The 25,406-nt window shown below is 68.4% G+C and carries 20 protein-coding genes and 4 pseudogenes; 12 read left to right on the plus strand and 12 right to left on the minus strand.

Annotation, left to right across the window (positions count from 1 at the left end; genetic code table 11):
• A pseudogene (locus tag G205_RS13660) lies at window positions 1-222 on the plus strand (nucleotidyltransferase family protein); the annotation flags it as partial.
• On the opposite strand, the gene G205_RS13665 reads toward G205_RS13660, so the two are convergent.
• The 7 genes from G205_RS13665 to G205_RS13695 all read right to left on the minus strand — a co-directional run bounded on the left by G205_RS13665 (window position 211) and on the right by G205_RS13695 (window position 9,060).
• A complete protein-coding gene (locus tag G205_RS13665) occupies window positions 211-852 on the minus strand; it encodes a uracil-DNA glycosylase (protein WP_009358488.1) in 642 nt (213 codons plus the stop codon). The pseudogene G205_RS13660 and the gene G205_RS13665 overlap by 12 nt on opposite strands.
• A gap of 10 nt (window positions 853-862) precedes the next feature.
• Window positions 863-1,843, minus strand: coding sequence for an aldo/keto reductase (locus tag G205_RS13670; RefSeq protein ID WP_009358489.1), 981 nt, complete (start codon window positions 1,841-1,843; stop codon window positions 863-865).
• A 79-nt stretch (window positions 1,844-1,922) separates the two neighbouring features.
• Window positions 1,923-4,745 (minus strand): molybdopterin-dependent oxidoreductase, encoded by a 2,823-nt coding sequence (locus G205_RS13675; protein ID WP_009358490.1) that lies wholly within the window; start codon window positions 4,743-4,745, stop codon window positions 1,923-1,925.
• 2 nt (window positions 4,746-4,747) lie between these two features.
• On the minus strand, window positions 4,748-5,680 hold the full coding sequence (locus G205_RS13680; protein WP_009358491.1) for an FAD binding domain-containing protein: 933 nt from the start codon (window positions 5,678-5,680) through the stop codon (window positions 4,748-4,750).
• Complete coding sequence (locus G205_RS13685; RefSeq protein ID WP_009358492.1) at window positions 5,671-6,879, minus strand: XdhC family protein; 1,209 nt, start codon at window positions 6,877-6,879, stop codon at window positions 5,671-5,673. Before G205_RS13685 ends, G205_RS13680 begins: the two co-directional genes overlap by 10 nt.
• A gap of 150 nt (window positions 6,880-7,029) precedes the next feature.
• Window positions 7,030-8,550, minus strand: a complete 1,521-nt coding sequence (locus G205_RS13690; protein WP_009358493.1) for an NCS2 family permease — start codon at window positions 8,548-8,550, stop codon at window positions 7,030-7,032.
• A 15-nt stretch (window positions 8,551-8,565) separates the two neighbouring features.
• Complete coding sequence (locus G205_RS13695; RefSeq protein ID WP_009358494.1) at window positions 8,566-9,060, minus strand: nucleoside deaminase; 495 nt, start codon at window positions 9,058-9,060, stop codon at window positions 8,566-8,568.
• 424 nt (window positions 9,061-9,484) lie between these two features.
• Between G205_RS13695 and G205_RS13700 the strand changes: the two are divergent.
• Window positions 9,485-10,851 (plus strand): annotated as a pseudogene (locus G205_RS13700) (8-oxoguanine deaminase).
• Window positions 10,852-10,967: 116 nt separating this feature from the next.
• A complete protein-coding gene (gene ligD, locus G205_RS13705) occupies window positions 10,968-12,212 on the plus strand; it encodes a non-homologous end-joining DNA ligase (protein WP_009358495.1) in 1,245 nt (414 codons plus the stop codon).
• A gap of 5 nt (window positions 12,213-12,217) precedes the next feature.
• On the opposite strand, the gene G205_RS13710 is transcribed toward ligD, so the two are convergent.
• Window positions 12,218-12,400: a hypothetical protein gene (locus G205_RS13710; protein ID WP_009358496.1), complete on the minus strand. Its 183-nt coding sequence runs from the start codon at window positions 12,398-12,400 to the stop codon at window positions 12,218-12,220.
• A gap of 343 nt (window positions 12,401-12,743) precedes the next feature.
• On the opposite strand from G205_RS13710, the pseudogene pucL reads away from it, so the two are divergent.
• Both pucL and G205_RS13720 read left to right on the plus strand, forming a co-directional pair.
• Window positions 12,744-13,657, plus strand: a pseudogene (gene pucL / locus G205_RS13715) (factor-independent urate hydroxylase).
• A 152-nt stretch (window positions 13,658-13,809) separates the two neighbouring features.
• Window positions 13,810-15,315, plus strand: coding sequence for a nucleobase:cation symporter-2 family protein (locus G205_RS13720; protein ID WP_009358497.1), 1,506 nt, complete (start codon window positions 13,810-13,812; stop codon window positions 15,313-15,315).
• Window positions 15,316-15,445: 130 nt separating this feature from the next.
• Here G205_RS13720 and G205_RS13725 read toward each other — a convergent pair whose 3' ends face one another.
• Window positions 15,446-16,201, minus strand: coding sequence for an IclR family transcriptional regulator (locus G205_RS13725; protein WP_009358498.1), 756 nt, complete (start codon window positions 16,199-16,201; stop codon window positions 15,446-15,448).
• Window positions 16,202-16,411: 210 nt separating this feature from the next.
• Here G205_RS13725 and G205_RS13730 point away from each other — a divergent pair, with 210 nt between their 5' ends.
• The 6 genes from G205_RS13730 to G205_RS13750 are packed head-to-tail and all read left to right on the plus strand — an operon-like array spanning window position 16,412 to window position 22,776.
• On the plus strand, window positions 16,412-17,857 hold the full coding sequence (locus G205_RS13730; protein WP_009358499.1) for an NAD-dependent malic enzyme: 1,446 nt from the start codon (window positions 16,412-16,414) through the stop codon (window positions 17,855-17,857).
• A gap of 34 nt (window positions 17,858-17,891) precedes the next feature.
• Window positions 17,892-19,490 (plus strand): malate synthase A, encoded by a 1,599-nt coding sequence (gene aceB / locus G205_RS13735; RefSeq protein WP_009358500.1) that lies wholly within the window; start codon window positions 17,892-17,894, stop codon window positions 19,488-19,490.
• Between the two features lie 3 nt (window positions 19,491-19,493).
• Entirely contained in the window at window positions 19,494-20,771 is a 1,278-nt protein-coding gene (locus tag G205_RS13740) for a DUF6986 family protein (RefSeq protein WP_009358501.1), read from the plus strand.
• A 16-nt stretch (window positions 20,772-20,787) separates the two neighbouring features.
• On the plus strand, window positions 20,788-21,600 hold the full coding sequence (locus tag G205_RS13745) for a bifunctional allantoicase/(S)-ureidoglycine aminohydrolase (RefSeq protein ID WP_009358502.1): 813 nt from the start codon (window positions 20,788-20,790) through the stop codon (window positions 21,598-21,600).
• 28 nt (window positions 21,601-21,628) lie between these two features.
• Window positions 21,629-22,030 (plus strand): hypothetical protein, encoded by a 402-nt coding sequence (locus tag G205_RS22955; RefSeq protein WP_235046919.1) that lies wholly within the window; start codon window positions 21,629-21,631, stop codon window positions 22,028-22,030.
• Window positions 21,949-22,776, plus strand: a complete 828-nt coding sequence (locus G205_RS13750; RefSeq protein ID WP_235046920.1) for a serine hydrolase domain-containing protein — start codon at window positions 21,949-21,951, stop codon at window positions 22,774-22,776. Before G205_RS22955 ends, G205_RS13750 begins: the two co-directional genes overlap by 82 nt.
• On the opposite strand, the pseudogene G205_RS13755 reads toward G205_RS13750, so the two are convergent.
• Window positions 22,773-23,953: pseudogene (locus G205_RS13755) on the minus strand (zinc-dependent alcohol dehydrogenase). The gene G205_RS13750 and the pseudogene G205_RS13755 sit on opposite strands and share 4 nt — an antisense overlap.
• 169 nt (window positions 23,954-24,122) lie before the next feature.
• Between G205_RS13755 and G205_RS13760 the strand changes: the two are divergent.
• Window positions 24,123-24,371 (plus strand): hypothetical protein, encoded by a 249-nt coding sequence (locus G205_RS13760; protein ID WP_009358503.1) that lies wholly within the window; start codon window positions 24,123-24,125, stop codon window positions 24,369-24,371.
• A 5-nt stretch (window positions 24,372-24,376) separates the two neighbouring features.
• Here G205_RS13760 and G205_RS13765 read toward each other — a convergent pair whose 3' ends face one another.
• The gene (locus G205_RS13765; RefSeq protein WP_009358504.1) at window positions 24,377-25,087 is read right to left on the minus strand and encodes an HAD family hydrolase; all 711 of its coding nucleotides are present in this window, start codon (window positions 25,085-25,087) and stop codon (window positions 24,377-24,379) included.
• A complete protein-coding gene (locus tag G205_RS13770) occupies window positions 25,032-25,376 on the minus strand; it encodes a hypothetical protein (protein WP_009358505.1) in 345 nt (114 codons plus the stop codon). Before G205_RS13770 ends, G205_RS13765 begins: the two co-directional genes overlap by 56 nt.
• Between the last annotated feature and the right edge of the window lie 30 nt (window positions 25,377-25,406).

Genomic DNA, 25,406 nt, shown 5'->3' on the forward strand with positions numbered 1-25,406 from the left:
AGGCAGGCGCCCGACGCCGGCCTGCCGCCCGCGCTGCGCCGCGGCCATCCCCTGCTCATCGACGCCTCGCTGCGGAAGGCGGTCAGCGCCACAGTGACCGGCGACGCCGGGGCGCGCGCCTTCCTGGGGTCGCATCCTGAACTGGTGGACGAGGTGGACTGCAGCGACCAGTCCACCGGCGAGGACGTGGACACCCAGGACCAGCTGGGCCTACTTCGCTAGCAGTTCCTGCAGGCCCTGCCGGAAGCCGGCCCGGCCGCCGTGGGACGGGTGCCGGACCTTGGGCACGTCCAGGCCCGCCCGCTGCAGGCTGCGGTGCGCCACGTTGCCCACCGCCACGAGCCTGCGGATGGCGAACAGCTCAACCAGCGCCTGCCAGAACGTCGTCCCCAAGGCTGTTTCAGCCGGTCGTGGCGTCCGGTTGGTCCCAGGCTGCCCGGGCAGGTGCGGATGCCAGGGGAAGGCGCTCCACAGCAGGGGAATGAACTCGAGTTCGGCCAGGACCTGCCACATCACGGTTGCCGTCGGCTCGGCCGGGACACCCGCGGCGTCCGACGGCAGGACGTATCCCTTGCCCGCACCGAACAGGCCGAAGCTGTTGGGAGGCCCCTCAAACATGGTCCGGTTGGTGAACGGGACCCCGGTGATGCGCATGCCCCGGAAGCCGGGCGCCTCGCCTACCAGCAGCACCTCCGGCGACCGGTCAAGCATCTCCGAGAGGTACAGCCGCAGGTTCGCCCGGCGGACGGCGTTCTCCGGCATTGAGTAGTCGAAGAAGTTGGTGCATGCCGGCCCGGGTTCCACCGCAGCCAGCCGGCCGATGAAGGCGTCGAGGTCTGCAGCGGAACCCATTGGTGATCGGCTACCAGCGCGGGTGGATGGCCTCGCGGAAGTAGTGGTCGTAGATCCAGTGGACGCCGCCGTCGAACTCCTCGCTGATGGCCACTGACGCGGCGGCGGCGTTCGCCGCCGCCTGCTCCACGTTCCGGGCACCGGGAATTACCGTGGTGACGCCGTCCTGCGCGGCGATCCAGGCGATCGCCGCCTGCGCGGTGGTGGCGCCCGCGGGGACCAGCTGCTCGAATTCCGCCACGGCCTTCAGCCCCAGCTCGTAGTCCACGCCGGAGAAGGTTTCCCCGACGTCGAAGGACTCGCCGTTGCGGTTGTAGTTCCGGTGGTCGTCCGCGGCGAACGAGGTTTCCTTGGAGTACTTGCCGGACAGCAGGCCGGAGGCCAGCGGCACCCGGGCGATGATGCCAACGTTCGCGGCCTTCGCGGCCGGAAGTACTTCGTCCAGCGGCTTGAGCCGGAAGGCGTTCAGGATGATCTGGACCGAGGCCGTGCCGTCGTGCCGGATCGCTTCGAGGGCTTCGTCCGTCCGTTCCACGCTGACGCCGTAGTCGCTGATGGCGCCCTCGGCCTTCAGGGTGTCCAGTGCGTCGTAGACTTCGGCGTTGCTGTAGACGGGAGTAGGCGGGCAGTGCAGCTGGACCAGGTCCAGGGTGTCGGTGCCGAGGTTGGTCCGGGAGCGGTCCACCCACTGGCGGAAGTTGGCGAGGGTATAGTTTTCCGGCCGCTGGTCCACCCGGCGGCCCATCTTGGTGGCCACGGTGATGTCCAGCCCGGGGTTGTCCGCCAGGAACTTGCCGATGGCCTGCTCGCTGCGCCCGTCCCCGTAGACGTCCGCGGTGTCGAAGATGGTGACGCCCGCCTCCACGGAAGCCGCCAGGATGGCCTGCGCCTGGGCCGGGTCCACGTTGCCCCAGTCAGCCCCAAGCTGCCACGTGCCCAGCCCCACGACGGACACATTCCGCCCGGTCTTGCCTAAAATCCGCTGTTCCATCCCTCGACTATATGCAACGCGGGGCCACATCCGGCCCAAAGACGTCGCCCGGGCAGGCATTTTGTGTCCCCGCGACGCCTCAGGACAGCACCCGCTCCGCGGGGACCAGCCCCGCCTCCTTCAGCCCCAGGTAGATCCGGTCCCGGGCGATGGGCAGGGACGCGAACCGCACGCCGGTGGCGTTGCGGATGGCGTTGGCCAGGGCGGGTGCCACCGGGTTGAAGGGGCTTTCGCTCATGGATTTCGCGCCGAGCGGGCCCAGGGAATCGTTGGTTTCGGCGAAGTACACCTCGCTGCGCGGCACGTCCGCGAAGGTGGGGATATGGTACTGCCGCAGGATGTCCGTGGTGACCTTGCCGGCGTCGTCCACCACCACTTCCTCATACAGCGCGGCACCGATGGCCTGGGCAACACCGCCCTCGATCTGGCCCCGGCACTGGCGCGGGTTGACCACCACGCCGGCGTCAGCAGCCTGCACGCTCTGCAGGATCTTCAGCTCGCCGGTCCCGCGGTTCACGGCCACCCGGAAGCCGTGGACGTTGAAGGCCACGGAACGCGGGGTCCCGCCCCAGCGGCCCTCGGCGGCAAGTTCGACGCCGGCTTCCGCGGCCGCCTGCGCCAGTTCCGCCAGCGCCAGGGGCGTCCCGTCGATCACCACCGCGTCCCCGTCCAGGACGCACGCGGCGGCCTGGGTCTGCCGGATGCCGGCTGCGAAGGCCCGGATGCGGACGGCCAGTTCCTCGGCCGCTGCAAGAGTGGCTTTCCCTGCCACCACGGTGCCGGCCGAACCGAACGCGCCGGTATCGTGCTCGATCAGGTCCGTGTCCGACTGCCGTACCGCCACCCTGGAGGCGACGGTGGACAGCGCGGTGGCGGCGAGCTGGGCGTGGACGGTGGTGGTGCCGTTGCCGAATTCGGCGGTCCCGACGTCGGCCTGGTACGTTCCGTCCGGCAGGAGCCGCAGCTTGGAGTGGGCAAAGTGGCCGCGCGGCGGGACGGTGTCGATCATGGACAGCGCCGCACCTTCCCCGGTCAGCCAATCCGGGCCCAGCTCGTCCAGGCCGGCGGCCCGGTAGCGTTCCCGGCCGCGTTCCAGGGCGTCGCGGACCAGGTCGAGGCACTGGTCCAGGCCGTAGCTGCCGTAGTGGACGTCCTCCTCCGGTTCCGGCTGGGTGGACAGCATGTGGTCGCCCTCGCGGACCATGTTCCGGCGGCGGAACTCCAGCGGGTCCATCCCGATGCCCGCAGCCAGCTCATCCATGGCGGATTCGATGGCGAAGATCATCTGGCTCAGCCCGTATCCGCGGAACGCGCCGGCCGGCACGGTGTTGGTGTACATGGCGTGCGCGTCCACTTTTTTGTTGGCGCACTTGTACACGGCCAGGGACTCGCCGCACCCGTGGAACATGACACCCGGGCCGTGGTTGCCGTAGGCGCCGGTGTTGGTGAGGACGTCCAGTTCCAGGGCGGTCAGGTCGCCCGCCGCTGTGGCGCCGGCCTTGAGCTTGATGGTGAAGGGGTGGCGGGTGGTGGTGGCGGTGAACTGCTCGGTGCGGGTCAGTTCCAGCTGGACCGGCCGCTGCAGCTTCAGGGCTGCCAGCGCCACGAGGTCTTCCACCAGCACCTCCTGCTTGCCGCCGAACCCGCCGCCAACGCGGCCGGCCACCACGTGGACCTTGTCCTCCTCCAGCCCGAACACCCGGCACAGCGTGCGGCGGACCAGGAAGGGGACCTGGCTGGACGTGCGCACCTGGAGCCGGCCGTCTTCGTCCACCGAGGCGATGGCGGCATGCGTTTCCAGTGCGACGTGCTGGACGCGCTGGGTGCGGTAGGTCTGCTCGTGGACGAAGTCGGCGGCAGCGAAACCCTCTGCCACGCTGCCCAGTTCGGAGTGGAGTTCAGCCACCACGTTGCGGTCCGGCCGGGAGATCCGGGCAGTGGTGCCGTCCTTGTCGCCGTGCACCAGCGGCGCGCCGGGTTCCAGGGCGTCCTGCGGCGAAAAGACCGCCGGCAGTTCCCGGTATTCCACCTGCAGGGCGCGGACGCCCGCTTCGGCGGCGGCAACGGATTCGGCGACGACGGCGGCCACCCGCTGCCCGATGAACCGCACCACATCATCCAGCACGCGGGTATCGTCCGGGTCGTCGGTGAACAGCTCGTGCTGCGCGGTGGAGAACGCCTGGGCCGGGGAATCCTCGGAGGTGAAGACTGCCACGACGCCCGGTACCTGCAGGGCCGCGTCCTTGTTGATGGAGATGACCCGCGCATGCGCGTGCGGCGAGCGGAGGATCTTCATGTGCAGCAGGGCCCGCTGCTGGTCCGCCGGGATGTCCAGGGTGTAGCGGGCGGCGCCGGTGACCACGGCCCGGCTGGCGGGGGCCGGGACGTCGTCGCCCAGCCGGCCGGGTTCGGGAACAGGCTGGCCTTCCCCGGCGATGCCGGAGCCCGGTCCGTGCGGATCGGGGTGGCCGGCGTGGCCGCAGACTGCATCCCCGATGGCCCGGTATCCGGTGCACCGGCAGAGGTTGCCCTTGAGGTTCCGGGGCAGGTTGTCCCGTTGTTCGTCGTCGAACGTGGCGGCGGTCATCACCATGCCGGCGGTGCAGAAGCCGCACTGGAAGCCCTGCCGTTCAAGGAACTGCTGCTGGACGGGATGGAGCTCGCCGCCGGACGTGGCGGCCAGGCCCTCGATGGTGGTGACGGCGTGTCCTTCTGCCCGCACGGCGGGATAGATGCAGCTGTGCACCGGGGTGCCGTCCACGTGGACGGTGCATGCACCGCAGTCGCCGCCGTCGCAGCCCTTCTTCACGCCGAGGGCGCCCTGCTCGCGCAGGAAGGTCCGGAGGCACTGCCCCGGGCGGGGTGCGGCGTCCGCTGTTGTTCCGTTGATCTCGATGGCCATGTTCAGGCCCCTTTCGAAAGTGCGTCGCGGCCGGCCAGCGGTGGAAGCGCCCGGGGCGGCCAGAAGTCTCCGGAGGCCTGCAGCCCGGTTGCCCCTTCCGGGGCGCCGAGTTCGGCGCGGATTTCCTCGGCGAGCCGGTAGGTCATGTCCCGGCGCCAGGCCGGCAGTCCGTGGATGTCGTCGTGGTAGAGCTCCTGCGGTATCCCGTCATCGAGTGCCGCCGCCAACTGGTGCTGTTCCGGGAGCCCGTCGAAGCGCAGCTGCACGGGCCGCTTGGTGGCGGCCGTGACGGTGAGGACCAGGGAGGTCCCGCCGTCGAGCCGTCCGATGAGGAGCACCCCGGACCTGCCGAGGTTGCTCAGCGAGAGGCGGCGGAACGCCACCCGGGAGGCAAGGGCCGACGCCGGGAGGTGGATGCTGCGCAGCAGCTCGCCGGGTGCCAGGCAGTTCTTCATGTCGCCGGTGACGAAATCCGCCACGGGAACAGTGCGGCTGGCGCCGCCGGGTCCCAGGATGGTGGCCACACCGTCCAGCCCGGCGCAGAGCGAGATCATGGGCCCGGCCGGCAACGAGGTGCAGAGGTTGCCGCCCACCGTGGACGTGTTCCAGACCTTGAAGGAGGCCACGAACGAATCGCAGCACGGCCGGACCAGGTCCAGCCCGGGCCAGGGGCGGCCCGCGGCTTCGGCTGACTCCGGAAGCCTGTACAGCTCGGCAACGGTGCATGTCGCGGCGAGGTCGATGCCGTCACCGGACACAGTGACGGCCGTCCAGCCGGCGGTGCCGAGGTCGAGGAGGCGGCGCAGTGGCCGGGGGCCGAAGGCGAGGCTGCCGTAGGAGAACAGGACGGTTCCGCCGGCCAGCCAGGCGTCGCCGTCGCGCCATTCTGCGGGGTCGGTGGTGGGAACCACCGCCTCAATGGTGTTCATGTCCATGCGATCTCCTGTGGGGTGGCGGTGCGGGGCTGCCCGGATGCGGGCTGCCGGTGGATGGGACCGGAACTGTCCCGCAGCGGGATGCAGCGGGCGGCGCGGTTGCGGGATGCGAGAAGCTCGGCGGTGATGGACACCGCCACTTCCGCGGGGGTGACCGCGCCGAGGTCCAGTCCGATGGGCGAGTGAAGTTCGGCGATCCGTTCGGGCCGGACGCCGGCGGCAAGCAGGTGGTCCACCCGCTGCAGGTGGCTGCGGCGGGAGCCCATGGCACCCACGTAGGCGAGGTCCAGGGCCAGCGCCGTTTCCAGCAGCGGAAGGTCGAATTTGGGGTCGTGGGACAGCACGGCAACCACGGTGCGGCTGTCCAGCCGTCCTGCCGACGATTCCTCGGCCAGGTAGCGGTGCGGCCAGTCCGTCACCACGTCATCGGCCGCCGCGAACCGCGGCTGGGAGGTGAAGGCGGGGCGGGCATCCACGAGGGTCACGTGGTAGCCGAGAAGCCTGGCAGCCGGGACCAGGGCGGCGCCGAAGTCGTTGGCGCCGAACACCAGCATCCGCGGCGGGGCGAGGCGGGATTCCACCAGGATGGCGGCTGCGTCGCCGTCCGGGGCGTGGTCCGGGTTCCAGTCCGGCGGGCAACCGCCGGGCGGGTCCACCTTGACGACGCCGGTCCCGCCGCTGCGGACGAGGGCCTCGACGCGGAGGCGGGACCCGCTGTCCACGCCCGCCGGATCCAGGGCGGAACCGTGAATCGCTGCCGGATCGGGCACCACGACGGCGGCGCCTCCCCGGCTGCCCAGCCGGCGCACCAGGGCCACGGGTTCGTCCGCGCCGAAGCCTGCGAGCAGGTGCAGGGCGGTCCGCAGCGGCGCGTCGTCGTCCGCGGGCACCGGTTCGACGTGGATGTCCAGCCGCCCGCCGCAGGTGAGTCCGGCGGCGAAGGCGTCGGCGGCACTGAAGCCGAACGCCTGGCGGCGGGTCCCGCCGTCGTCCATTGCGTCCTGGGCGAGCGCCACCACGGCGCCCTCCACGCAGCCGCCGGACAGGCTGCCCAGCACGCTCCCGGACTCCGTGACGATCATGGAGGTGCCCACGGGCCGCGGAACCGACCCGGTGGCGGAGACGATGGTTGCCACCGCGAACGGCTGCTGCGCGAGTTGGGGCAGCCAGGCGCTTAGGGAAGGGATCAGGTCAAGCATGGCGGCACTCCTTCTTCCGCGCGGCGGTGGTGTCCATTGTCGTTCCTGTCAGGTGGTTCTGAAAGCAAGTGGTTCGGAAAAGCTGAGGGCCGGGACATCCGCACCCGGGTGGCGGGTGCGGATGTCCCAAACGGCCGGGAAAGCGGCAGGTCAGCCGCCGAGCAGGACGTTGATGGGTCCGCGGGCGAAGTACACCAGGAACCCGGCGCTGACCGCCCACATCAGCGGGTGGATCTTCTTGGCCTTGCCGGATGCCGCGCCGATGATGGCCCAGCTGACGAAGCCGACGCCGATGCCGTTGGCGATGGAGTAGCTCAGCGGCATGGTCACGATGGTGAGGAACGCCGGCAGCGCCACGCTGAACTTGCTGAACTTGATCTCGCGGATCTGGGCCATCATCATGGCGCCCACCACCACCAGGGCAGCGGCGGCCACCTCGAGCGGAACCACGCTGGTGAGCGGGGTGAGGAACATCGAGCCGAGGAACAGCACGCCCGTGACCACCGATGCCAGGCCGGTGCGGGCGCCCTCGCCGATGCCGGCCGCGGAGTCGATGTAGACGGTGTTGGACGAGCCGGAGGTGGCACCACCGGCCACCGCGCCGAAGCCTTCGACGATGAAGGCCGACTTGAGCCGCGGGAACGTGCCGTCCTTGTGGGCCACGCCGGCGCTCTTGGCCAGGCCGGTCATGGTGCCCATGGCGTCGAAGAAGTTGGTGAAGACCAGGGTGAACACCAGCATGGTGGCCGCGAGTCCGCCGATCCGGGCGAACGAGCCGAAGAGGTCGAACTGGCCCACCAGGCCCAGGTCCGGGGCGGATACCAGCTGCCCGGAGAGGACCGGGGTGTTCAGGTGCCAGCCGCCGGGGTTGGTGGCGCTGGCCGGGCCGATCTTGAAGACGGCTTCGACGACGGCGGCGAGCACGGTGGTGCCCACGATGCCGATGAGGAGCCCGCCCTGGACCTTGCGCGCCACCAGGATGCCCATGCTGAGCAGGCCGACGACGAACACGAGCGTGGGCACGGAGGTGATGGAGCCGCCGTCGCCCAGCTGCACGGGCGGCCCGCCGGCGGTGGGCCGGACAAAGCCGGAGTCCACGAAGCCGATGAACGCGATGAACAGGCCGATGCCCACGGTGATGGCGGCCTTCAGTTCCTTGGGGACGGCCCGGAAGATGGCGGTACGGGCGCCGGTGACGCCGAACAGCACGATCAGGATGCCGTTGATCACCACCAGGCCCATTGCCTCGGCCCAGGTGACTTCCTGGATCACGGAGACGGCCAGGAACGAGTTGATGCCCAGTCCTGCGGCGAGGCCGAAGGGAAGGTTCGCCACCAGGCCGAACAGGATGGTCATGACGCCGGCGGTGAGGCCGGTGACCGCCCCGACCTGCGCTGCGGAGAGCCAGCCCCCGGCCACGTCGGTGGGGGCGTTGTCCGCGCTGAAGCCGCCCAGGATGAGGGGGTTCAGGATGACGATGTACGCCATGGTGAAGAACGTGACCAGGCCGCCGCGGAATTCACGCGCCAGCGTTGAGCCGCGCTGCGTGATGTGGAAGAAGCGGTCAAGGAGGGAGGTGGAGGCCGGCGGCTTGGGGGAACGCTGTGCCGGCCGGGAGGTGTGGGGTGTTGGAGCCGAATGCTCCTCGTGGGAGGAATCCAGGATGGTCATGGTGAGCCGCCGGGCCTAGTAGTCGATCCTGGAGTCGAGCGTATTCCAGGTATTGAACGGTTCCAGCGGTGCCGGTGCCTGGGGATCGCCCAGTTCGAGCTTGGAAACCGGCATCAGGGAATCCCTGTCCTGGTTGTTGAAGTATTCGTAGAAGACGGCGTCGTCGAAGCCGACGGATGCGGCGTCGTGCCGGTCTGCGGCGTACACCACCCGCTCCACGCGGGCCCAGAGCGCCGATGCCAGGCACATGGGGCACGGCTCGCAGCTGGTGTAGAGGACGGCGCCGCTGAGGTCGAAGGTGCCGAGCTCGCGGCAGGCCGTGCGGATTGCGGTGACTTCGGCGTGGGCCGTGGGATCGTTGTCCGCGGTGACGCGGTTGACGCCGTCGAACGTTTTGCCGTCCGCGGTGACGATCATGGCGCCGAAGGGCCCGCCGCTGTTGAGGACGTTGGCCGTTGCCAGCCGGATGGATCTGGCCAGAAACTGCTCGGCCGTGACGGTGGTACTCATGATGCGACTTCCTTTTGCCGGGAAGCCCGGTGCCGCTTGCAGTACCAGTAGAACCAGGTGCGACGGTTACCAGGCTTCAGCATGTGCTGTGAAGGTTAAGTTGCGCCTGGTAGATAGCTTCCCGGAGACCGGGTGCCCGCCTTTGGCAGAATCGAGATTAGCACCGGTTTGTGGTCCGCGCCATAGTTTTCTGAAAACTTTATTCCGCAATGTGAAATCCATGTTTCCTGCGGTTCACTGCCGCGGACCCTGGCGCAGAAGCTGGCGCAGTCACAATCCGGCGGCGTTGACGGGCTTGGGGCGGCACCCTACTCTGATCCCACCCGCACCGTCCGCCTCGAGCAGCCCGGCGCGGCCCCTGGATCAGCAGACAGGGCTTCACTGAGCTGGATTTACTGCAACTGCGCTCAGACAAGGACAGCCCATGAACCATTCCCCTGCCCAAAGTTCCCGGCTCTGGATCCGGAATCCCCTGGCAGCCTTTACCGCGAACAGCCTGGACGCGTCGGGCGGACTGGTGGTCAGCGGCGGCGTGATCGAGGAAGTGCTGGCCGCGGGCCAGCAGCCGTCCGGGCCGGTCCAGGAGATCTTCGACGCCGGCCGGCACGTCCTGCTGCCCGGCCTCATCAACACGCACCACCACTTCTACCAAACCCTCACGCGCGCCTGGGGCCCGGTGGCCAACGCCCCGCTCTTCCCCTGGCTGCAGAACCTGTACCCCGTCTGGGCACGGCTCACTCCCAGGGACCTTGAGCTCGCCGCCACGGTGGCCCTCGCGGAGCTGCTGCTCTCCGGCTGCACCACCGCCGCCGACCACCATTATCTCTTCCTGCGGGGCTGGAGGATGCCATCGATATCGAGGTGGCGGCAGTCCGCCGGCTGGGGATGCGGGCCACGCTCACGCGCGGCTCCATGACCCTGGGGACGGACGACGGCGGCCTGCCGCCGCAGTCAACGGTGCAGGCCCCGGAGGTGGTGCTGGAGGACAGCCAGCGCCTGGTGGGCCGGTACCACGAGCGCGGGGAGGACGCGGTGATCCAGATCGGACTGGCCCCGTGCTCGCCGTTTTCGGTGACCAAGGAAATCATGGCCGAAAGTGCGGCGCTCGCGGAGCGCCTGGACGTCCGGCTGCACACCCACCTGGCCGAAACCCTCGACGAGGAGGACTTCTGCCGGGAGATGTTCGGGCTGCGGACCGTCGACTACCTGGACAGCGTCGGCTGGCTGACGGACCGCACCTGGCTGGGCCACGGCATCCACTTCAGCGACGCCGAGATCAGCAGGCTCGGGGCGGCCGGGACCGCCGTCGCGCACTGCCCCACCTCCAACATGCGCCTGGCCTCGGGCACGGCCCGCGTCCTGGAACTCGAGGACGCGGGTGTCCCGGTGGGGCTGGGTGTGGACGGCTCGGCGTCGAACGATGCCTCGAACATGATCCTGGAAGCCCGGCAGGCGCTGTACCTCCAGCGGCTCCGGTACGGCGCGGACGTCCCGGTGGAGCGGGCCCTAAGCTGGGCGACCCGCGGTTCAGCCGCAGTCCTGGGCCGGACGGGGCTGGGCCAGCTGGCCCCGGGGATGCAGGCGGACCTGGCCCTGTTCACCCTGGATGACCTGCGGTTCTCCGGCAGCCACGATCCCGTGGCCGCGCTGCTCCGGTGCGCCGCGGACCGGGCCGACCGCGTGATGGTGGGCGGGCAGTGGCGCGTGGTGGACGGGCAGATTCCGGGACTGGACATCGCCGGGCTCATCGCGGAGCACTCGGCTGCCGCCCGGCGTCTCGTCAACGGCTGACCCGACCAGCCGTTTCGACGGTTCCCTGCGCACACGATGATCGGCGACGTCGTCTCCGAAGGGAACCGTCGAAACGGGCCTTTCCCGCGGGATCACATCGTTGCTAGCGTGGCCGCATGACTCCGTCAAAGACGCCGGCCGAGATCCTGGACATCGATGGTGAAGAGGTCCGCATCTCCAGCCCGGACAAGGTGGTGTTTCCGCAACCCGGCCTGACCAAGCTGGACCTGGTGCGGTACTACCTGGCGGTTGCCGACGGCGCGCTGCGGGGTGCGGGCGGCCGGCCGATGGTGCTCAAGCGGTTTCCCAAGGGCATCGGTGAGGAACCGTTCTTCCAGAAGCGCGTGCCGGAAAACCACCCTCCTTATATAGACACCACAACGCTGCACTACGCATCGGGGACGTCGGCGGAGGAAGCAGTCATCCGGAACGCGGCCGGCCTGGCCTGGGTCATCAACCTGGGCTGCCTGGACCTCAACCCGCATCCGGTCCGGGCGGAGGACCTGGAGCACCCCGACGAACTGCGGGTGGACCTGGACCCCATGCCGGGCGTGGACTGGTCGCAGATCGTGGACGTCGCCTATGTGGCACAGGAGGTGCTCGACGACGTCGGGCTGGCGGGATGGCCGAAGACCAGCGGATCGCGGGGCCTGCACATCCTGGTGCGGATCGCCCCGCAGTGGTCCTACAAGGACGTGCGGCTCGCCGCCGAGACCCTGGCCCGCGAAGTCGAGAACCGCGCGCCGGGGCTGGCCACGGCGCGGTGGTGGAAGGAAGAGCGCGGCGAAAGCGTGTTCGTGGATTTCAACCAGAACGCCAAGGACCGGACGGTGGCCTCCGCCTATTCGGTCCGGGCACTGCCGGATGCGCGGGTCTCCACCCCGCTGTCCTGGGATGAGGTCCGGTCGGCACGGCCGGAACAGTTCACGGTGCCCACCATCCTGGAGCGCTTCGCGGCCATCGGCGACCCGCACGCGGGCATCGACGACGCCGTTGGTTCCCTTGACGGGCTGCTGGCCCTCGCCAAGGAGCTGGGTCCCGCCGAGAAGGCACCGCGGGGAGCCAACGGCTCCGGCCGCCGGCAGTCAACAATGCCGCTGATCGAAGTGGCCCGGACCCGGACCAAGCCGGAGGCCCTGGCGGCGCTGGACGAATGGAAAACCCGGCACGCCGCCGTCGTCCCTTCCCTCACCCCGGCCGACGTGCTGGTGGACGGGATGCGCGGCTCAAGCTCGCTCTGGTACCGGGTGCGGGTGAACCTGCAGCACGTTCCCGAGGCGGAGCGGCCGCCGCAGGAAAAGCTCATCGCCGATTACGACCCCTGGGCCGGGAAGGAATGGCCCGGGCGTCCGGAATCCTGACGGCGTCAGCGGCGGTTGAAGCCGGGCAGCGCGTGGATCCAGCGCGAGAAACGGCTGGGCTCGTGGACCCGGTCCTCGGGCACGTAGAAATCCGGATCGATGCCGCCGCCGCGCGGGAGGTAGAACTCCTGCTCGGAAGGTTGGGCCGCGGGTGCCGGTGCTGTTGCGGTCTTGTCCTGCTGGTACATCTGGTCCTCCTCTGTTTCGTATCGCGGAAAGCAAATTCTGCTCTGTGAAAAGAGTACGGGCGTTGCCGCCGGGGCGTCAATGCCTCCGGCGACGGGCCGGGAGTCCCGCCGGTCACAAAACGAATTTTGGCGTTGTGATGTACACCACCGGATTGCGGGGGTACGCTGGAAGGCAACTCGTGGCGCACGTCACGTAACCTGGGAGCAGCAGGCAGGGTCGTAATGAGCTGGCATCAATGGATGCCGGCTCTTTTTTGTTGGGTCGGCTCCACCGGAAACGCGCCAGAAACGCGCGCTTAATTTCAGTGATGGAACCTTGGTTCCACTTACCGGAGATTGGGAAATGACCATGAGCAGCAAGATCATCCTCGGCGAAAACCAGTACGGCAAGGCCGAAGTCCGCGTCGTCAAGATCACCCGCGACACCAACCGCCACGAGATCGAGGACCTGAACGTCACCTCGCAGCTGCGGGGAGACTTCACCGCGGCCCACCTGGAGGGCGACAACGCCCACGTGGTGGCCACGGACACCCAGAAGAACACCATCTACGCCTTCGCCCGCGACGGCGTCGGCTCCCCCGAGGCCTTCCTGCTGCGCCTTGGCGAGCACTTCACGTCCAGCTTCGACTGGGTCACCGGCGGCCGCTGGGAGGCCGAGTCCTACGCCTGGAACCGCATCCAGCACACGGCAGCGAACACGACCACTCGTTCGTCCGCAACGGCCAGGAAGTCCGGACCGCAGTCCTGGTCCGCGACGGCGCCACCACCCACCTGGTCTCCGGGCTCAAGGACCTGACCGTCCTGAAGTCCACCCAGTCCGGCTTCGTCGGCTACCCGCGGGACCGCTACACCACCCTGCCGGAAACCACGGACCGCATCCTCGCCACGGACGTCTCCGCCCGCTGGCGCTTCAAGACCGGCACCGATTTCAGCACCCTTGACTTCAACAAGAGCTACGACGACGTCAAGGGGCTCCTGCTCGAAGGCTTCACCGAGAAGTACTCCCATGCCCTGCAGCAGACCCTGTTCGACATGGGCCAGAAGGTCCTGGAGGCCCACAGCGAGATCGACGAGATCAAGTTCTCCATGCCCAACAAGCACCACTTCCTGGTGGACCTCACCCCGTTCGGCCTGGACAACCCGAACGAGGTCTTCTACGCGGCGGACCGCCCGTACGGCCTGATCGAGGCCACCGTCCAGCGCGAGGATGCCGCCCCGGCCCCCGCAGCCTGGTCCGGCATCGCCGGCTTCTGCTAGACCCTGCATTTCCGGTGGTTGAGCCGGTCGAAACCCGGTTTCGACAAGCTCAACCACCGGTGGTTGAGCCTGTCGAAACCCAGAGACTTACCCCCGTTAGCCAGACACAGTTAGCCAGACGATGACGTCTGCCATGAACCAGAAAGTCTGCCATGAACACCAAGAAGAAACTGGCCGCCGCGGCCGCCGGTAAAGGGGCCCAGCAGGCCCGGCCCGAGGACCAGCGCCTGTCGATCGGAAGCACCTTCGCCTACGGCTTCCAGCACGTCCTCACCATGTACGGCGGCATCATCGCCCCTCCCCTGATCATTGGCGCGGCGGCCGGCATGAGTTCGCAGGACATCGGCCTGCTCATTGCGGCCTGCCTGTTCGTCGGCGGCCTCGCCACCATTCTCCAGACCATCGGTGTTCCGTTCTTCGGCTCGCAGCTGCCGCTGGTCCAGGGCGTCTCCTTCGCCGGGGTCTCCACCATGGTGGCCATCGTGCACGGCGGCGGCGGAATCCAGGCGGTCTTCGGATCCGTCATCGCCGCATCGCTGATCGGCCTGCTGATCACCCCGCTGTTCTCGAAGATCATCCGGTTCTTCCCGCCGGTGGTCACGGGCACGGTCATCACCACCATCGGCCTCACGCTGATGCCGGTCGCGGCCAACTGGGCCATGGGCGGCAACAAGGCCGCCCCGAACTACGGCAGCATGGCCAACATCGGCCTCGCAGCAGCCACCATGGCCATCGTCCTGCTACTCAGCAAGGTGGGCAGCGCCGCGATCTCCCGGCTGTCCATCCTGCTCGCCATGGTCCTGGGCACCCTCATCGCCTTCGTCTTTGGCATGGCCGACTTCTCCAAGGTGGGCCAGGGCGAAATCGTCGCCTTCCCCACCCCGTTCGCCTTCGGCCCGCCGGTCTTCGAGATCGCTGCCATCATCTCCATGCTGATCGTCATCCTGGTCACCCTCACCGAAACGTCCGCTGACATCATCGCCGTGGGCGAGATCGTGGGCACCAAGGTGGACTCCAAGCGGATCGGCGACGGCCTCCGGGCGGACATGCTCTCCAGCGCCATCTCCCCGCTGTTCAACTCCTTCACCCAGAGCGCCTTCGCCCAGAACGTCGGACTCGTGGCCATCACCGGCGTGAAGAGCCGCTTCGTGGTCAGCGCCGGCGGCCTGATCCTGGTGGTCCTCGGCCTGCTGCCCGTCCTCGGCCGGGTGGTCGCAGCGGTTCCCACCCCCGTCCTGGGCGGCGCCGGCGTCGTACTCTTCGGAACCGTGGCAGCCAGCGGCATCCGCACCCTGGCCAAGGTGGAGTACAAGAACAACATGAACCTGATCATCGTGGCGGCTTCCATCGGGTTCGGCATGATCCCCATCGCCGCCCCCGCCTTCTACGACCAGTTCCCGTCCTGGTTCGGCACCATCTTCCACTCCGGCATCAGCTCCGCCGCCGTGATGGCCATCCTGCTGAACCTGCTGTTCAACCACCTGAAGGCGGGCAACTCGGAGAACCAGTCCGTGTTCGTGGCCGGCACCGAGCGCGTGGTCCGGGAAGAGGACCTGAAGTGCCTGGCCGACGGCGACCGCTTCGAGGGCGGCAAGCTCATCGACTGCGACGGCAAGGAAGTCAAGATCGAGTCCTCCGCCAAGGCCTCCGACCACTGACCCCACAAGCAAGCGACGGCGGCCCGCACCTTTTCGCCAAAGGTGCGGGCCGCCGTCGAACGCTCCCCACCCGCCCCCTAACCTCGCAAGCTCGGCCAGGGAACCCTGCGGGCGTGGGCCCATCAAATGGTCAGGAGCGGTTGAGCTCCGCGGAGATCGCTTCGGCCGCCTCGCGCAGGACGGGAACAGCCTTGTCGGCGAAGTGCTCGTCCACGCGTGACACCGGGCCGGAGACCGAAATGGCCGTGGGCGTGGGGGCATTGGGCACGGCCATGGCAAAGCAGCGCACGCCGAGCTCCTGCTCTTCCTCGTCAATGGAGTAGCCGCGCTCGCGGATGAGCTTCAGGTCAGCGAGGAGGTCGTCGATATCGCCGATGCTCTTGGACGTGGGCGTGGGCATGCCGGCACGGGCAACGATGCCGCGGACCACGTCGTCGTCGAGCTGGGCAAGGATGGCCTTTCCGACGCCGGTGGCGTGGGTATGCGCCCGGCGCCCCACCTCGGTGAACATGCGCATGGAATGCAGGGACGGCACCTGCGCCACGTAGATGACCATGTCCGAATCGAGCACCGCCATGTTGGAGGTCTCGCCGAGCCGGTCAACCAGGGTCTTGAGCTGCGGTCGGGCCAGGGCGCCGAGCTGCTTGTTGGCCCCCTCGCCCAGCCGGATCAGGCGCGGGCCCAGGGCATAGCGGCGGTTGGGCAGCTGCCGGATGTAGCCCAGGGACACGAGGGTGCGCAGGAGCCGGTGGATGGTGGGCAGCGGCAGGTCCGTGGACGAGGACAGCTCACTGAGCGTGACGTCGCCGCCGGCGTCGGTGATCAATTCCAGAAGTTCGAAGACGCGCTCAACGGACTGCACGCCTCCGGCGGCTTTCTCAGCCATAACCAAGTCTCCTGTGGCTCGGATTCCGACAAGTCTTATCCGCATCGTGAAAAGAGTTGCCCTAGTTGTTTCAAGATACAGCACGGGCCGCGCGGATGCGATCAGTCACAAACAGGGCTTGTCTTTCCACAAAGTAGATAATAATATCCATAATACGAAAAAATTCGAGTTGATCAGCAGCCCGGACACGGCCCAACAGGAGGACATTCAATGGCGAACCCCAGCCCCGGAAATTCGATCACCCTGCGCGTGGAAGCACCGTCAAGCTTCAGCGCCACCAGCGAACTGGCCGCAGCCGTCGGCGCAGCCGGCGCCGCCATCACGGCACTGGACGTCAGCGAGTCCCACCACGAGACCCTGGTTGTGGATGTCACCTGCAACACCACCGACGACGCGCACGCCGCGCGGGTCAAGGACGCCCTGAACGCGCTCGACGGCGTCACGGTCCAGCACGTCTCGGACCGCACCTTCCTGATGCACCTGGGCGGCAAGCTGGAGGTCGTCCCCAAGGTGGCCCTGCGCAACCGCGACGATCTTTCCCGCGCCTACACTCCCGGCGTCGCACGCGTCTGCCTCGCCATCGCCGAGGACCCGGCAGCGGCCCGCAACCTGACCGTCAAGCGCAACACCATCGCAGTCCTCACGGACGGTTCGGCCGTCCTGGGCCTGGGCAACATCGGCCCCGCCGCCGCCCTTCCCGTCATGGAGGGCAAGGCCGCGCTGTTCAAGCAGTTCGCCAACGTGGACGCCTGGCCGGTCTGCCTGGACACCCAGGACACCGAGGAAATCATCCGGATCGCCAAGGCCATGGCGCCGGTCTACGGCGGCATCAACCTGGAGGACATCGCCGCTCCCCGCTGCTTCGAGATCGAGAACCGGCTCCGCGAGGAACTGGACATCCCGGTCTTCCATGACGACCAGCACGGCACCGCGATCGTCACCCAGGCCGCACTGGTCAACGCCCTGCGCGTGGTGGGCAAGAAGCTCAGCGCGGTGAAGATCGTCGTCTCGGGCGTCGGCGCCGCCGGCTCCGCCATCATCCAGCTCCTCAAGGCCCAGGGCGCGCAGCACATCATCGCCGCCGGCCGCTCGGGCGCCATCCACGCGGGCGAAAAGTACGACGACGAACACCGCACCTGGATTGCCGCGAACACCAACCAGGACGGCTTCTCCGGCAGCCTCCACGACGCCCTCAAGGGCGCCGACGTGTTCATCGGCGTCAGCGCCCCGCACGTCATCGGCGAGGAGCAGGTGGCCTCCATGGCCGAGGACGCGATCGTCTTCGCCATGGCCAACCCCACCCCGGAGATCGACCCGGTCATCGCGTCGAAGCACGCCGCCGTGGTGGCCACCGGCCGCAGCGACTTCCCGAACCAGATCAACAACGTGCTGGCCTTCCCGGGCTTCTTCCGCGGCCTGCTGGACGCCGGGGCAAGCGACATCACGCCGGAGATGCTGGTGGCCGCCGCCGAGGCAATCGCCAACCGGGTTGCTGACGACGAGCTCAATGCCAGCTACATTATCCCCAGCGTCTTCGATCCCCACGTGGCCGCCGACGTGGCTGCAGCAGTGGCAGCGGCCGCCCGTTCCGCCAACGTGGCAACCAAGGGCACGGAGGCCGCCGAGGTTCCCGTGGCCGCCCTCGCCAACGCCTGACCGCCCGACTTCCAGCCATAGGAAAGGACCAGAAATGGCCATCACCGTCACAGATCCCCGGCCGATCAACCGCGCCGAGGAGATCCTCACCCCCAAGGCGCTGGCTTTCGTGGAGGAGCTTCACAAGCGCTTTGCCGGAACCCGCAACGAGCTGCTGGCGGCCCGCGCCGCCAAGCGGCAGCGCGTCGCCGAGACCGGAAAGCTGGACTTCCTGCCGGAAACCCAGGCCGTGCGCGACGGCGACTGGAAGGTCGCGCCGGCACCGGCAGCCCTGCAGGACCGCCGGGTGGAAATGACCGGACCGGCGTCGCCGGCGAAGATGGCCATCAACGCCCTGAACTCCGGCGCCAAGGTGTGGCTCGCGGACCTTGAGGATGCCAGCACCCCCACCTGGGGCAACGTCATCGACGCCATCCTCAACCTCCGCGACGCCGCGCAGGGCACCCTGAGCTACACCTCCGATGAGGGCAAGGAGTACCGGCTCCGCACCGACGCGCCGCTCGCCGTCGTGGTGGCCCGCCCCCGCGGCTGGCACATGCAGGAAAAGCACCTGCTGATCGACGGCGAACCCGCGGTGGGTGCGCTGGTGGACTTCGGCCTGCACTTCTACCACGTGGCCAAGCAGCTGGTCCTCAACGGGCACGGGCCGTACTACTACCTGCCCAAGATGGAGAGCCACCTCGAGGCCCGGCTCTGGAATGACGTGTTCGTCTTCGCGCAGGACTTCCTGGGCCTGCACCAGGGCACCATCCGCGCCACGGTGCTGATCGAAACCATTCCGGCCGCCTTCGAGATGGACGAGATCCTCTACGAGCTCCGGGACCACGCCTCCGGCCTGAACGCAGGCCGCTGGGACTATCTGTTCAGCCTCATCAAGTACTTCCGCGACGCCGGCGAAGAGTTCGTCCTGCCGGACCGCGCCTCGGTGGCCATGACCGCGCCGTTCATGCGCGCCTACACCGAACTGCTGGTCAAGACCTGCCACAAGCGCGGCGCCTTCGCCATGGGCGGCATGGCCGCCGTCATTCCGAACCGCCGCCACCCGGAGGTGACCGAGGCCGCCTTCGCGAAGGTCCGGGCAGACAAGACCCGCGAGGCGAACGACGGGTTCGACGGCTCCTGGGTTGCCCACCCGGACCTGGTTCCCACCTGCCGCGAGGTCTTCGACTCGGTGCTGGGAAGCAAGCCCAACCAGCTGGACAAGCAGCGCCCGGAGGTCAACGTCACTGCAGACCAGCTGCTGGATGTCTCCTCCGCCGAAGGCCAGGTCACCGAGGCCGGCCTGCGGTTGAACCTCTACGTGGCCGTGGCCTACACCGCCGTCTGGCTCTCCGGCAACGGCGCCGTGGCCATCCACAACCTGATGGAGGATGCCGCCACCGCCGAAATCTCCCGCTCCCAGGTGTGGCAGCAGATCCGGAACAAGTCGGTCCTGGCGGACACGGGCAACACCGTGACCAAGGAACTCGTGGAGCGGATCCTGGGCGAGGAGACCGAACGGCTCCGCACCGAATTCGGCGACGAGGCGTTCCGGCGCTACTACCAGCCGGCCAGCGAACTCATCGGGGACATCTGCCTCTCGGACGACTACACCGACTTCCTCACCACCCCCGCCTACGAACTGGTGGGCTGAGGCATGCCCGCAACACCCAAGCCCTCGCTCACGCCGGGGGACCTGGCGCACATCGACGGCCAGCTGGCCGCCACGGACCGGCTACTGGAGCACAACTACCCCGGCGACGACGGCTCCCGGCAGCCCGTGCACACGGTGTACGTGCCCGCGGACCGCTTCACGCCGTCGCTCGCTGCCGAATGGGGGGCCGAAGCGAAGGCGGCCGTTGAGGCCCACGGCGGCTTCGGGAAGCTGGGGACCCTGCTGGGCCAGGAGCCCGGCCTGGCAGAGGCCGTCGCCGCACGGGTGGAGGCCAAGCTGGCGTCCGAACCCATCGAGGACCTGCGGCTGGACTTCGAGGACGGGTTCGGGGACAGGGGTGACGACGCCGAGGACGCCGCCGCGGTATCAGCGGCTTCCGCGGTGGCCGCCGCAGTCGCGGCCGGGTCCGCGCCCCCGTTCATCGGCATCCGCTTCAAGTGCTTCGAAGCGCACACCCGGGGCCGCGGCCTGCGCACCCTGGACCTGTTCGTCTCCGACCTGGCCGCCGCTGGCGAACTGCCGGAGGGCCTGGTCCTCACCCTGCCCAAGGTGACCACCGTTGCGCAGGTCCAGGCCATGGACTATGCCGTGTCCCGGCTGGAGCAGGTGCACTCGCTGCCCGCCGGCCGGCTGCGCTTCGAGGTCCAGGTGGAAACGCCCCAGCTCATCCTGGGTCCCGAGGGCACATCACCGGTGGCGCAGCTGCCGCACGCCGTGCCCGGCCGGATCAGCGGCCTGCACTACGGCACCTACGACTACTCGGCGTCGCTGCAGATCTCCGCGGAGTACCAGTCCATGGAGCATCCCGTGGCGGACTTCGCCAAGGAGGTCATGCAGCTCGCGGTGGCCGGCACCGGCATCCGGCTTTCGGACGGCTCCACCAACATCATCCCCGTGGGCGACAACGTGGAGAACGCCTGGCAGCTGCACGGCCGGCTGGTCCGGCGGTCCCTGGAACGCGGCTACTACCAGGGCTGGGACCTGCACCCTGCCCAGCTGCCCAGCAGGTTCGCCGCCACGTACGCCTTCTACCGGCAGGGCCTGCCCGCCGCGGCAGCCCGGCTGCGGAACTATGTGGAGCAGACCGAGGGCGGGATCATGGACGAACCCGCCACCGCCCGGGCACTGGCCGCCTTCGTCCTGCGCGGCGTCCAGTGCGGCGCCGTGGGGGCCGACGAGGTCCAGTCGCTGGCCGGCGTCGGACTTTCCCGGCTCACCGCGCTGGCCCACCCGAGGCTCGCCACCACCTCCAACTCCTAAGCAAAGGAATCCCTCCATGGGCAAGTACTACACACCCACCGGCGGACTGCCGCCGCAGACCCACCTCACCACCGAGCGCGCCATCGTCACGGAGGCCTACACGGTGATCCCGAAGGGCGTGCTGACGGACATCGTCACCTCCAACCTGCCGGGCTTCAGCAACACCCGTTCGTGGATTATCGCCCGCCCCATCTCCGGGTTCGCCACCACCTTCTCGCAGCTGATCGTGGAGATCGGCCCGGGCGGCGGGGCACCGCGGGCCGAGTTCGAAGAAGGCGTGGAGGGCGTCGTCTTTGTCACCAAGGGCAAGCTCAACCTGACGCTGGACGGCGAGCTGCACCAGCTTGAGGAGGGCGGCTACGCCTACCTGGCCGCGGGCGCGCAGTGGGGACTGGAGAATGTCTCGGACGACGTCGTGTCCTTCCACTGGATCCGCAAGGCTTACGAGCGCCTGGAAGGGTATGAGGCCAAGTCCTTCGTCACCAACGAGAAGGACGTGGAGCCGACGTCGATGCCGGACACCAACGACGTCTGGAAGACCACCCGCTTCACCGACTCCAACGACCTGGCGCACGACATGCAGGTCAACATCGTGACGTTCCAGCCCGGCGGCGTGATCCCGTTCCCCGAAACCCACGTCATGGAGCACGGCCTGTTCGTCCTCGAGGGCAAGGCCATGTACCTGCTGAACAACGACTGGGTGGAGGTGGAGGCAGGCGACTTCATGTGGCTCCGGGCCTTCTGCCCCCAGGCCTGCTACGCCGGCGGCCCAGGCGAGTTCCGGTACCTGCTCTACAAGGACATGAACCGCCAGGTAAAGCTCACCTAGTCCTCCGCTTTGGGGGAAAATTGGTGGCATGGGTACGCGCCGGGGCGGCAGGGGGTGGCAGCGCACCGCCGCTGCACTGTGCGCCGCCGTGCTCGTGGCCACCATCCCGGGCTGCATCGGCCCGCCGGAGCCGCCGGACCCGGACAAGCCCGCCGCCATCGCGCTGCTGGAGGCTTTCAGTTCCAGGATGGTCGACGACGGCGCCCCGGCAGTCCTCTTCGCCGTCACCAGCGGCGGGGACACCTGGACCCACGCCGCCGGGGTCCGGAACCTGGCGGCGCGGGAGGCGGCAACGGTGGCCGACCCCGTCCACGTCGGCACCATCACCGAGTCCATGGTGCTGTCTCCGTGCTCAAGCTGGTGGAGGAGGGCAGGCTTGACCTGGACGGCCAGGCCAGCGACTACCTGCCGGAGTTCGGCGCCGTCCTGAAGCCGCCCGGCCCGGTCAGTGTCCGGCAGCTGCTGACGCATGAATCCGGGCTTCCGGACTTCTCCCTCCCCTTGCTGGCGTCCGGACGCTGGGAGGAGCTGGCGGGCCGGCCGCTGTCCCTCGAACAGCAGCTGGGCCTCGCTGCCACCCGGCCGTGGGACGGCAGGCTGGCACGGATCTTCGACTACTCCCGATCCAACTACGCGGCGCTTGCGCTGATTGTCGAGCGGCTCCGCGGCCAGGACATCGGGCGGGTCCTGGCCGCCGACATTGCCGGCCCCCTTGGACTGACGGCAACCACGCTTGGCGGCCCACGGCCCGCCGGCATGGTGCACGGTTACGTCACTATCGAGGGCACGCCCCAGGACGCGGCCGCCCCCGCCTGGCTGGCCGAGGCTCCCTCCAACGGAGCCGTGTCCACCGTGCAGGAAGTGAACAGGTTCTACGCCGCGCTGCTGCAGGGCAGGCTGCTGGACCCTGACACCGTCACCGCCATGAAGGGCGGCTACTCGCAGTACTACGGTTTTGCCCTGCGGCGCTGGAACAACACCTGCAACAACCGCTTCTACTACGGGCTTCCCGGGGATGTGGACGGCTACGGAACGGTCGCCATGACCAGCGAGGACGGCAGCAAGCAGCTGGCCATGACCGTGGCCTATCCGCCCGGGCCGCCTACCCTCGGCGTGAACCCGGTGCTGTTCGAGATGCAGGACGTGGCGCAGGAGGCGATGAACAGCCTCTGCTAGGCGCCCGGGTTCAGGACCACCTTGATGCAGCCGTCCTCCTTCTTCTGGAATTTTTCGTACAAGGCAGGGGCACCTTCCAGGCCTGAGCGGTGGGTGACCAGGTCCATGACGCCCAGCGGATCGGCGTCGTCCTCCACGAGGGGCAGCAGGTCGTCGGTCCAGCGCCGGACGTTGCACTGGCCCATGCGGACCTGGATCTGCTTGTCGAACAGGGTCAGCATCGGCATGGGGCTCGCCTGCCCGCCGTACACGCCACTGAGGGAGAGGGTCCCGCCGCGGCGCACGGCGTCGATGGACGTGTGCAGGGCAGCCAGGCGGTCCACGCCGCGGTCTCCATCGCCTTCTGGGCCAGCTTGTCCGGCAGGAGACCCAGCGCCTGGTGGGCGAAGCCTGCCACCGGCGAACCATGGGCTTCCATGCCGACGGCGTCCACCACCGCGTCAGGGCCGCGGCCGGAGGTCATCTCCCGCAGTTCGTCCGAAATGGTCTTCGTGTAGTCGAACACCTCCACCCCGTGCCGCGCCGCCATCTCGCGGCGCTCCGGGACGGGGTCCACACCCACCACGCGGAAGCCGTGGTGCACGCCGATCCGGCTGGCGAACTGGCCCACCGGCCCCAGGCCGAAGACGGCGAGGGTGCCGCCTGGCCGGACGTCCGCATACTCCACGGCCTGCCAGGCGGTGGGAAGGATGTCGGAAAGGAACAGGTACCGCTCGTCGGGAAGCTCTGTTCCCACCTTCACCGGCCCGTAGTCCGCATGCGGGACGCGCAGGTACTCGGCCTGCCCGCCGGGGACCGAGCCGTACAGCTCCGAGTAGCCGAAAAGGGCCGCTCCTGAGCCCTTCTCCTTCACCTGGGTGGTTTCACACTGGGACTGCAGGCCCTGTTCGCACATGTAGCAGCGGCCGCAGGAGATATTGAAGGGCACCACCACACGGTCCCCGGGGCGAAGATTGGTGACGGCGCTGCCCACCTCTTCCACGATGCCCATCGGTTCGTGGCCGATCACATCGCCTTTGTGCATGTAGGGGCCCAGCACCTCGTACAGGTGCAGGTCCGAGCCGCAGATCGCCGTCGAGGTGATGCGCACGATCGCATCGGTAGGTTCCTGGATCACCGGGTCCGGTACTTCCTCGACGCTTACCGAGCGTTTTCCTTGCCAGGTCAGTGCTTTCACAGTTTCCCTTTCGCTGCTGGTGTTCCCGAGGGGCGGAACGCCCGTCCTTCGACGCTATCGGCTTGGACCGAAAAAAGTAAGCAGGCTGATCAAATACTTGTCGTCCCGGCCGGGGGCTTCTAGCGTAGGAAGGGCCAGCCCTAAGCCCGTGGAGTGAAAGAGGAACACTATGTCGCTGTACCAGCCGGAACCGGTCGAGATCTCCACCCGCATGCGGCCGGGCGAATGGACGGAGGAGAGCCTCGGGGCGCTGGTCGACAGCTACCGCACCAGGATCCTGGAGATGGGCGCCAGCGCGGCCGATATCGTTACGGACATTGACCGCAACGACGACGGTTCAGTAAAGGTCAACGTGTCCTGGGCAAAGCCGGCCGATGCCGGGGACGAGGATACGGTCACGGGCGGGCAGACGGTCTGAGCGCCCTAGGAGTCCTGCCGCAGCAGGCGGCCGATAGCGCTTGACCCAAGATTCTCCAGCAGGTCCCGCGGGCCCTCGAACACCTCCACAGCGCCGGCGTCACGCAGTTCTGCGGCGTTGATTCCGCCGCAGGTGACTCCCACAGGAGGGATGCCGAGGGCCGCGGCGGCCTTCATGTCCCACACGGCATCGCCCACAAAGACAGCGTTCCGGGCCTCCACGCCGATCGTTTCGAGGGCCGCAACCAGGATGTCCGGGGACGGCTTGCTGTTTTCGGCGTCGTTGGCACAGGTGGCACCGTCAATGAAGGGGTCGGCGGCCAGGATGCCCTTCATGACCTGCAGGTCCTTCTTCCGCGCCGAGGAGGCGAGCGCAACAGCAAGCCCGTCCTCATGGCAGCGGGCCAGCAGGTCCCTGGCGCCGTCGAAGGCCCGCAGCGCCGGCCAGTGGGAGGCATACAGCGCGCCGTGGCTGGCCATCACGTCCCTGTCCGCCTCCCGGTCCCGGTCCTGCGGCAGGAGGTTGTCCACCAGGCGGTCCCCGCCCATGCCCACGAAGTGGTGGATGGAGGCCATGGGGATGTCATACCCCTGCTGGCGGAAGGCTCCCCACCAGGAGATGGTGTGGATGTAGGACGAGTCGATCAGCGTCCCGTCGACGTCAAAGAGAACCCCCCGGCGCTGCCCGCCAGGGGGTGTGGTGCGCGGCGGGACCATCAGCCACCGCTGCCCGCTTGGCCTCCGGCGCCTTCTTGTGCCGGGCCGCGGATTCCTTGGGGGTACTGACGGGCCGCACCCGGTCCCGGATCACAGTTCCGGCTCCATCGTGGCTTTTGTCCCTGATCAGGCCGGTGCCGGCGATTTCGCGGGCCATCGCGACACCCGCCGCGGCAGCCCGCTTGGTGGGAAAGGTCACCGAGATCGCCATCAGGTTCCCGGCCCCGTCCAGCATCCGGACGCGGTAACCGCCGTCGGGCGCGTCCACGAGCTCAAAATACCCGGCCATAAAAAATCAACTCCTCCGTCAGTCACGGCA

This window comes from Arthrobacter nitrophenolicus, from assembly GCF_000332815.1.
GTDB classification, from domain to species: Bacteria; Actinomycetota; Actinomycetes; order Actinomycetales; family Micrococcaceae; genus Arthrobacter; species Arthrobacter nitrophenolicus.

Bases quoted from the DNA above. Each gene is read 5' to 3' on its own strand.
- G205_RS13765 (WP_009358504.1), bottom strand. From the start codon at position 25,087: ATGGTCCCGCCGCGCACCACACCCCCTGGCGGGCAGCGCCGGGGGGTT.
- ligD (WP_009358495.1), top strand. From the start codon at position 10,968: ATGACTCCGTCAAAGACGCCGGCCGAGATCCTGGACATCGATGGTGAA.
- G205_RS22955 (WP_235046919.1), top strand. From the start codon at position 21,629: ATGGGTACGCGCCGGGGCGGCAGGGGGTGGCAGCGCACCGCCGCTGCA.
- G205_RS13685 (WP_009358492.1), bottom strand. From the start codon at position 6,879: ATGCTTGACCTGATCCCTTCCCTAAGCGCCTGGCTGCCCCAACTCGCG.
- G205_RS13730 (WP_009358499.1), top strand. From the start codon at position 16,412: ATGGCGAACCCCAGCCCCGGAAATTCGATCACCCTGCGCGTGGAAGCA.
- G205_RS13745 (WP_009358502.1), top strand. From the start codon at position 20,788: ATGGGCAAGTACTACACACCCACCGGCGGACTGCCGCCGCAGACCCAC.
- G205_RS13710 (WP_009358496.1), bottom strand. From the start codon at position 12,400: ATGTACCAGCAGGACAAGACCGCAACAGCACCGGCACCCGCGGCCCAA.
- G205_RS13680 (WP_009358491.1), bottom strand. From the start codon at position 5,680: ATGGACATGAACACCATTGAGGCGGTGGTTCCCACCACCGACCCCGCA.
- G205_RS13695 (WP_009358494.1), bottom strand. From the start codon at position 9,060: ATGAGTACCACCGTCACGGCCGAGCAGTTTCTGGCCAGATCCATCCGG.
- G205_RS13720 (WP_009358497.1), top strand. From the start codon at position 13,810: ATGAACACCAAGAAGAAACTGGCCGCCGCGGCCGCCGGTAAAGGGGCC.
- G205_RS13670 (WP_009358489.1), bottom strand. From the start codon at position 1,843: ATGGAACAGCGGATTTTAGGCAAGACCGGGCGGAATGTGTCCGTCGTG.
- G205_RS13665 (WP_009358488.1), bottom strand. From the start codon at position 852: ATGGGTTCCGCTGCAGACCTCGACGCCTTCATCGGCCGGCTGGCTGCG.
- G205_RS13675 (WP_009358490.1), bottom strand. From the start codon at position 4,745: ATGGCCATCGAGATCAACGGAACAACAGCGGACGCCGCACCCCGCCCG.
- aceB (WP_009358500.1), top strand. From the start codon at position 17,892: ATGGCCATCACCGTCACAGATCCCCGGCCGATCAACCGCGCCGAGGAG.
- G205_RS13770 (WP_009358505.1), bottom strand. From the start codon at position 25,376: ATGGCCGGGTATTTTGAGCTCGTGGACGCGCCCGACGGCGGTTACCGC.
- G205_RS13740 (WP_009358501.1), top strand. From the start codon at position 19,494: ATGCCCGCAACACCCAAGCCCTCGCTCACGCCGGGGGACCTGGCGCAC.
- G205_RS13725 (WP_009358498.1), bottom strand. From the start codon at position 16,201: ATGGCTGAGAAAGCCGCCGGAGGCGTGCAGTCCGTTGAGCGCGTCTTC.
- G205_RS13760 (WP_009358503.1), top strand. From the start codon at position 24,123: ATGTCGCTGTACCAGCCGGAACCGGTCGAGATCTCCACCCGCATGCGG.
- G205_RS13690 (WP_009358493.1), bottom strand. From the start codon at position 8,550: ATGACCATCCTGGATTCCTCCCACGAGGAGCATTCGGCTCCAACACCC.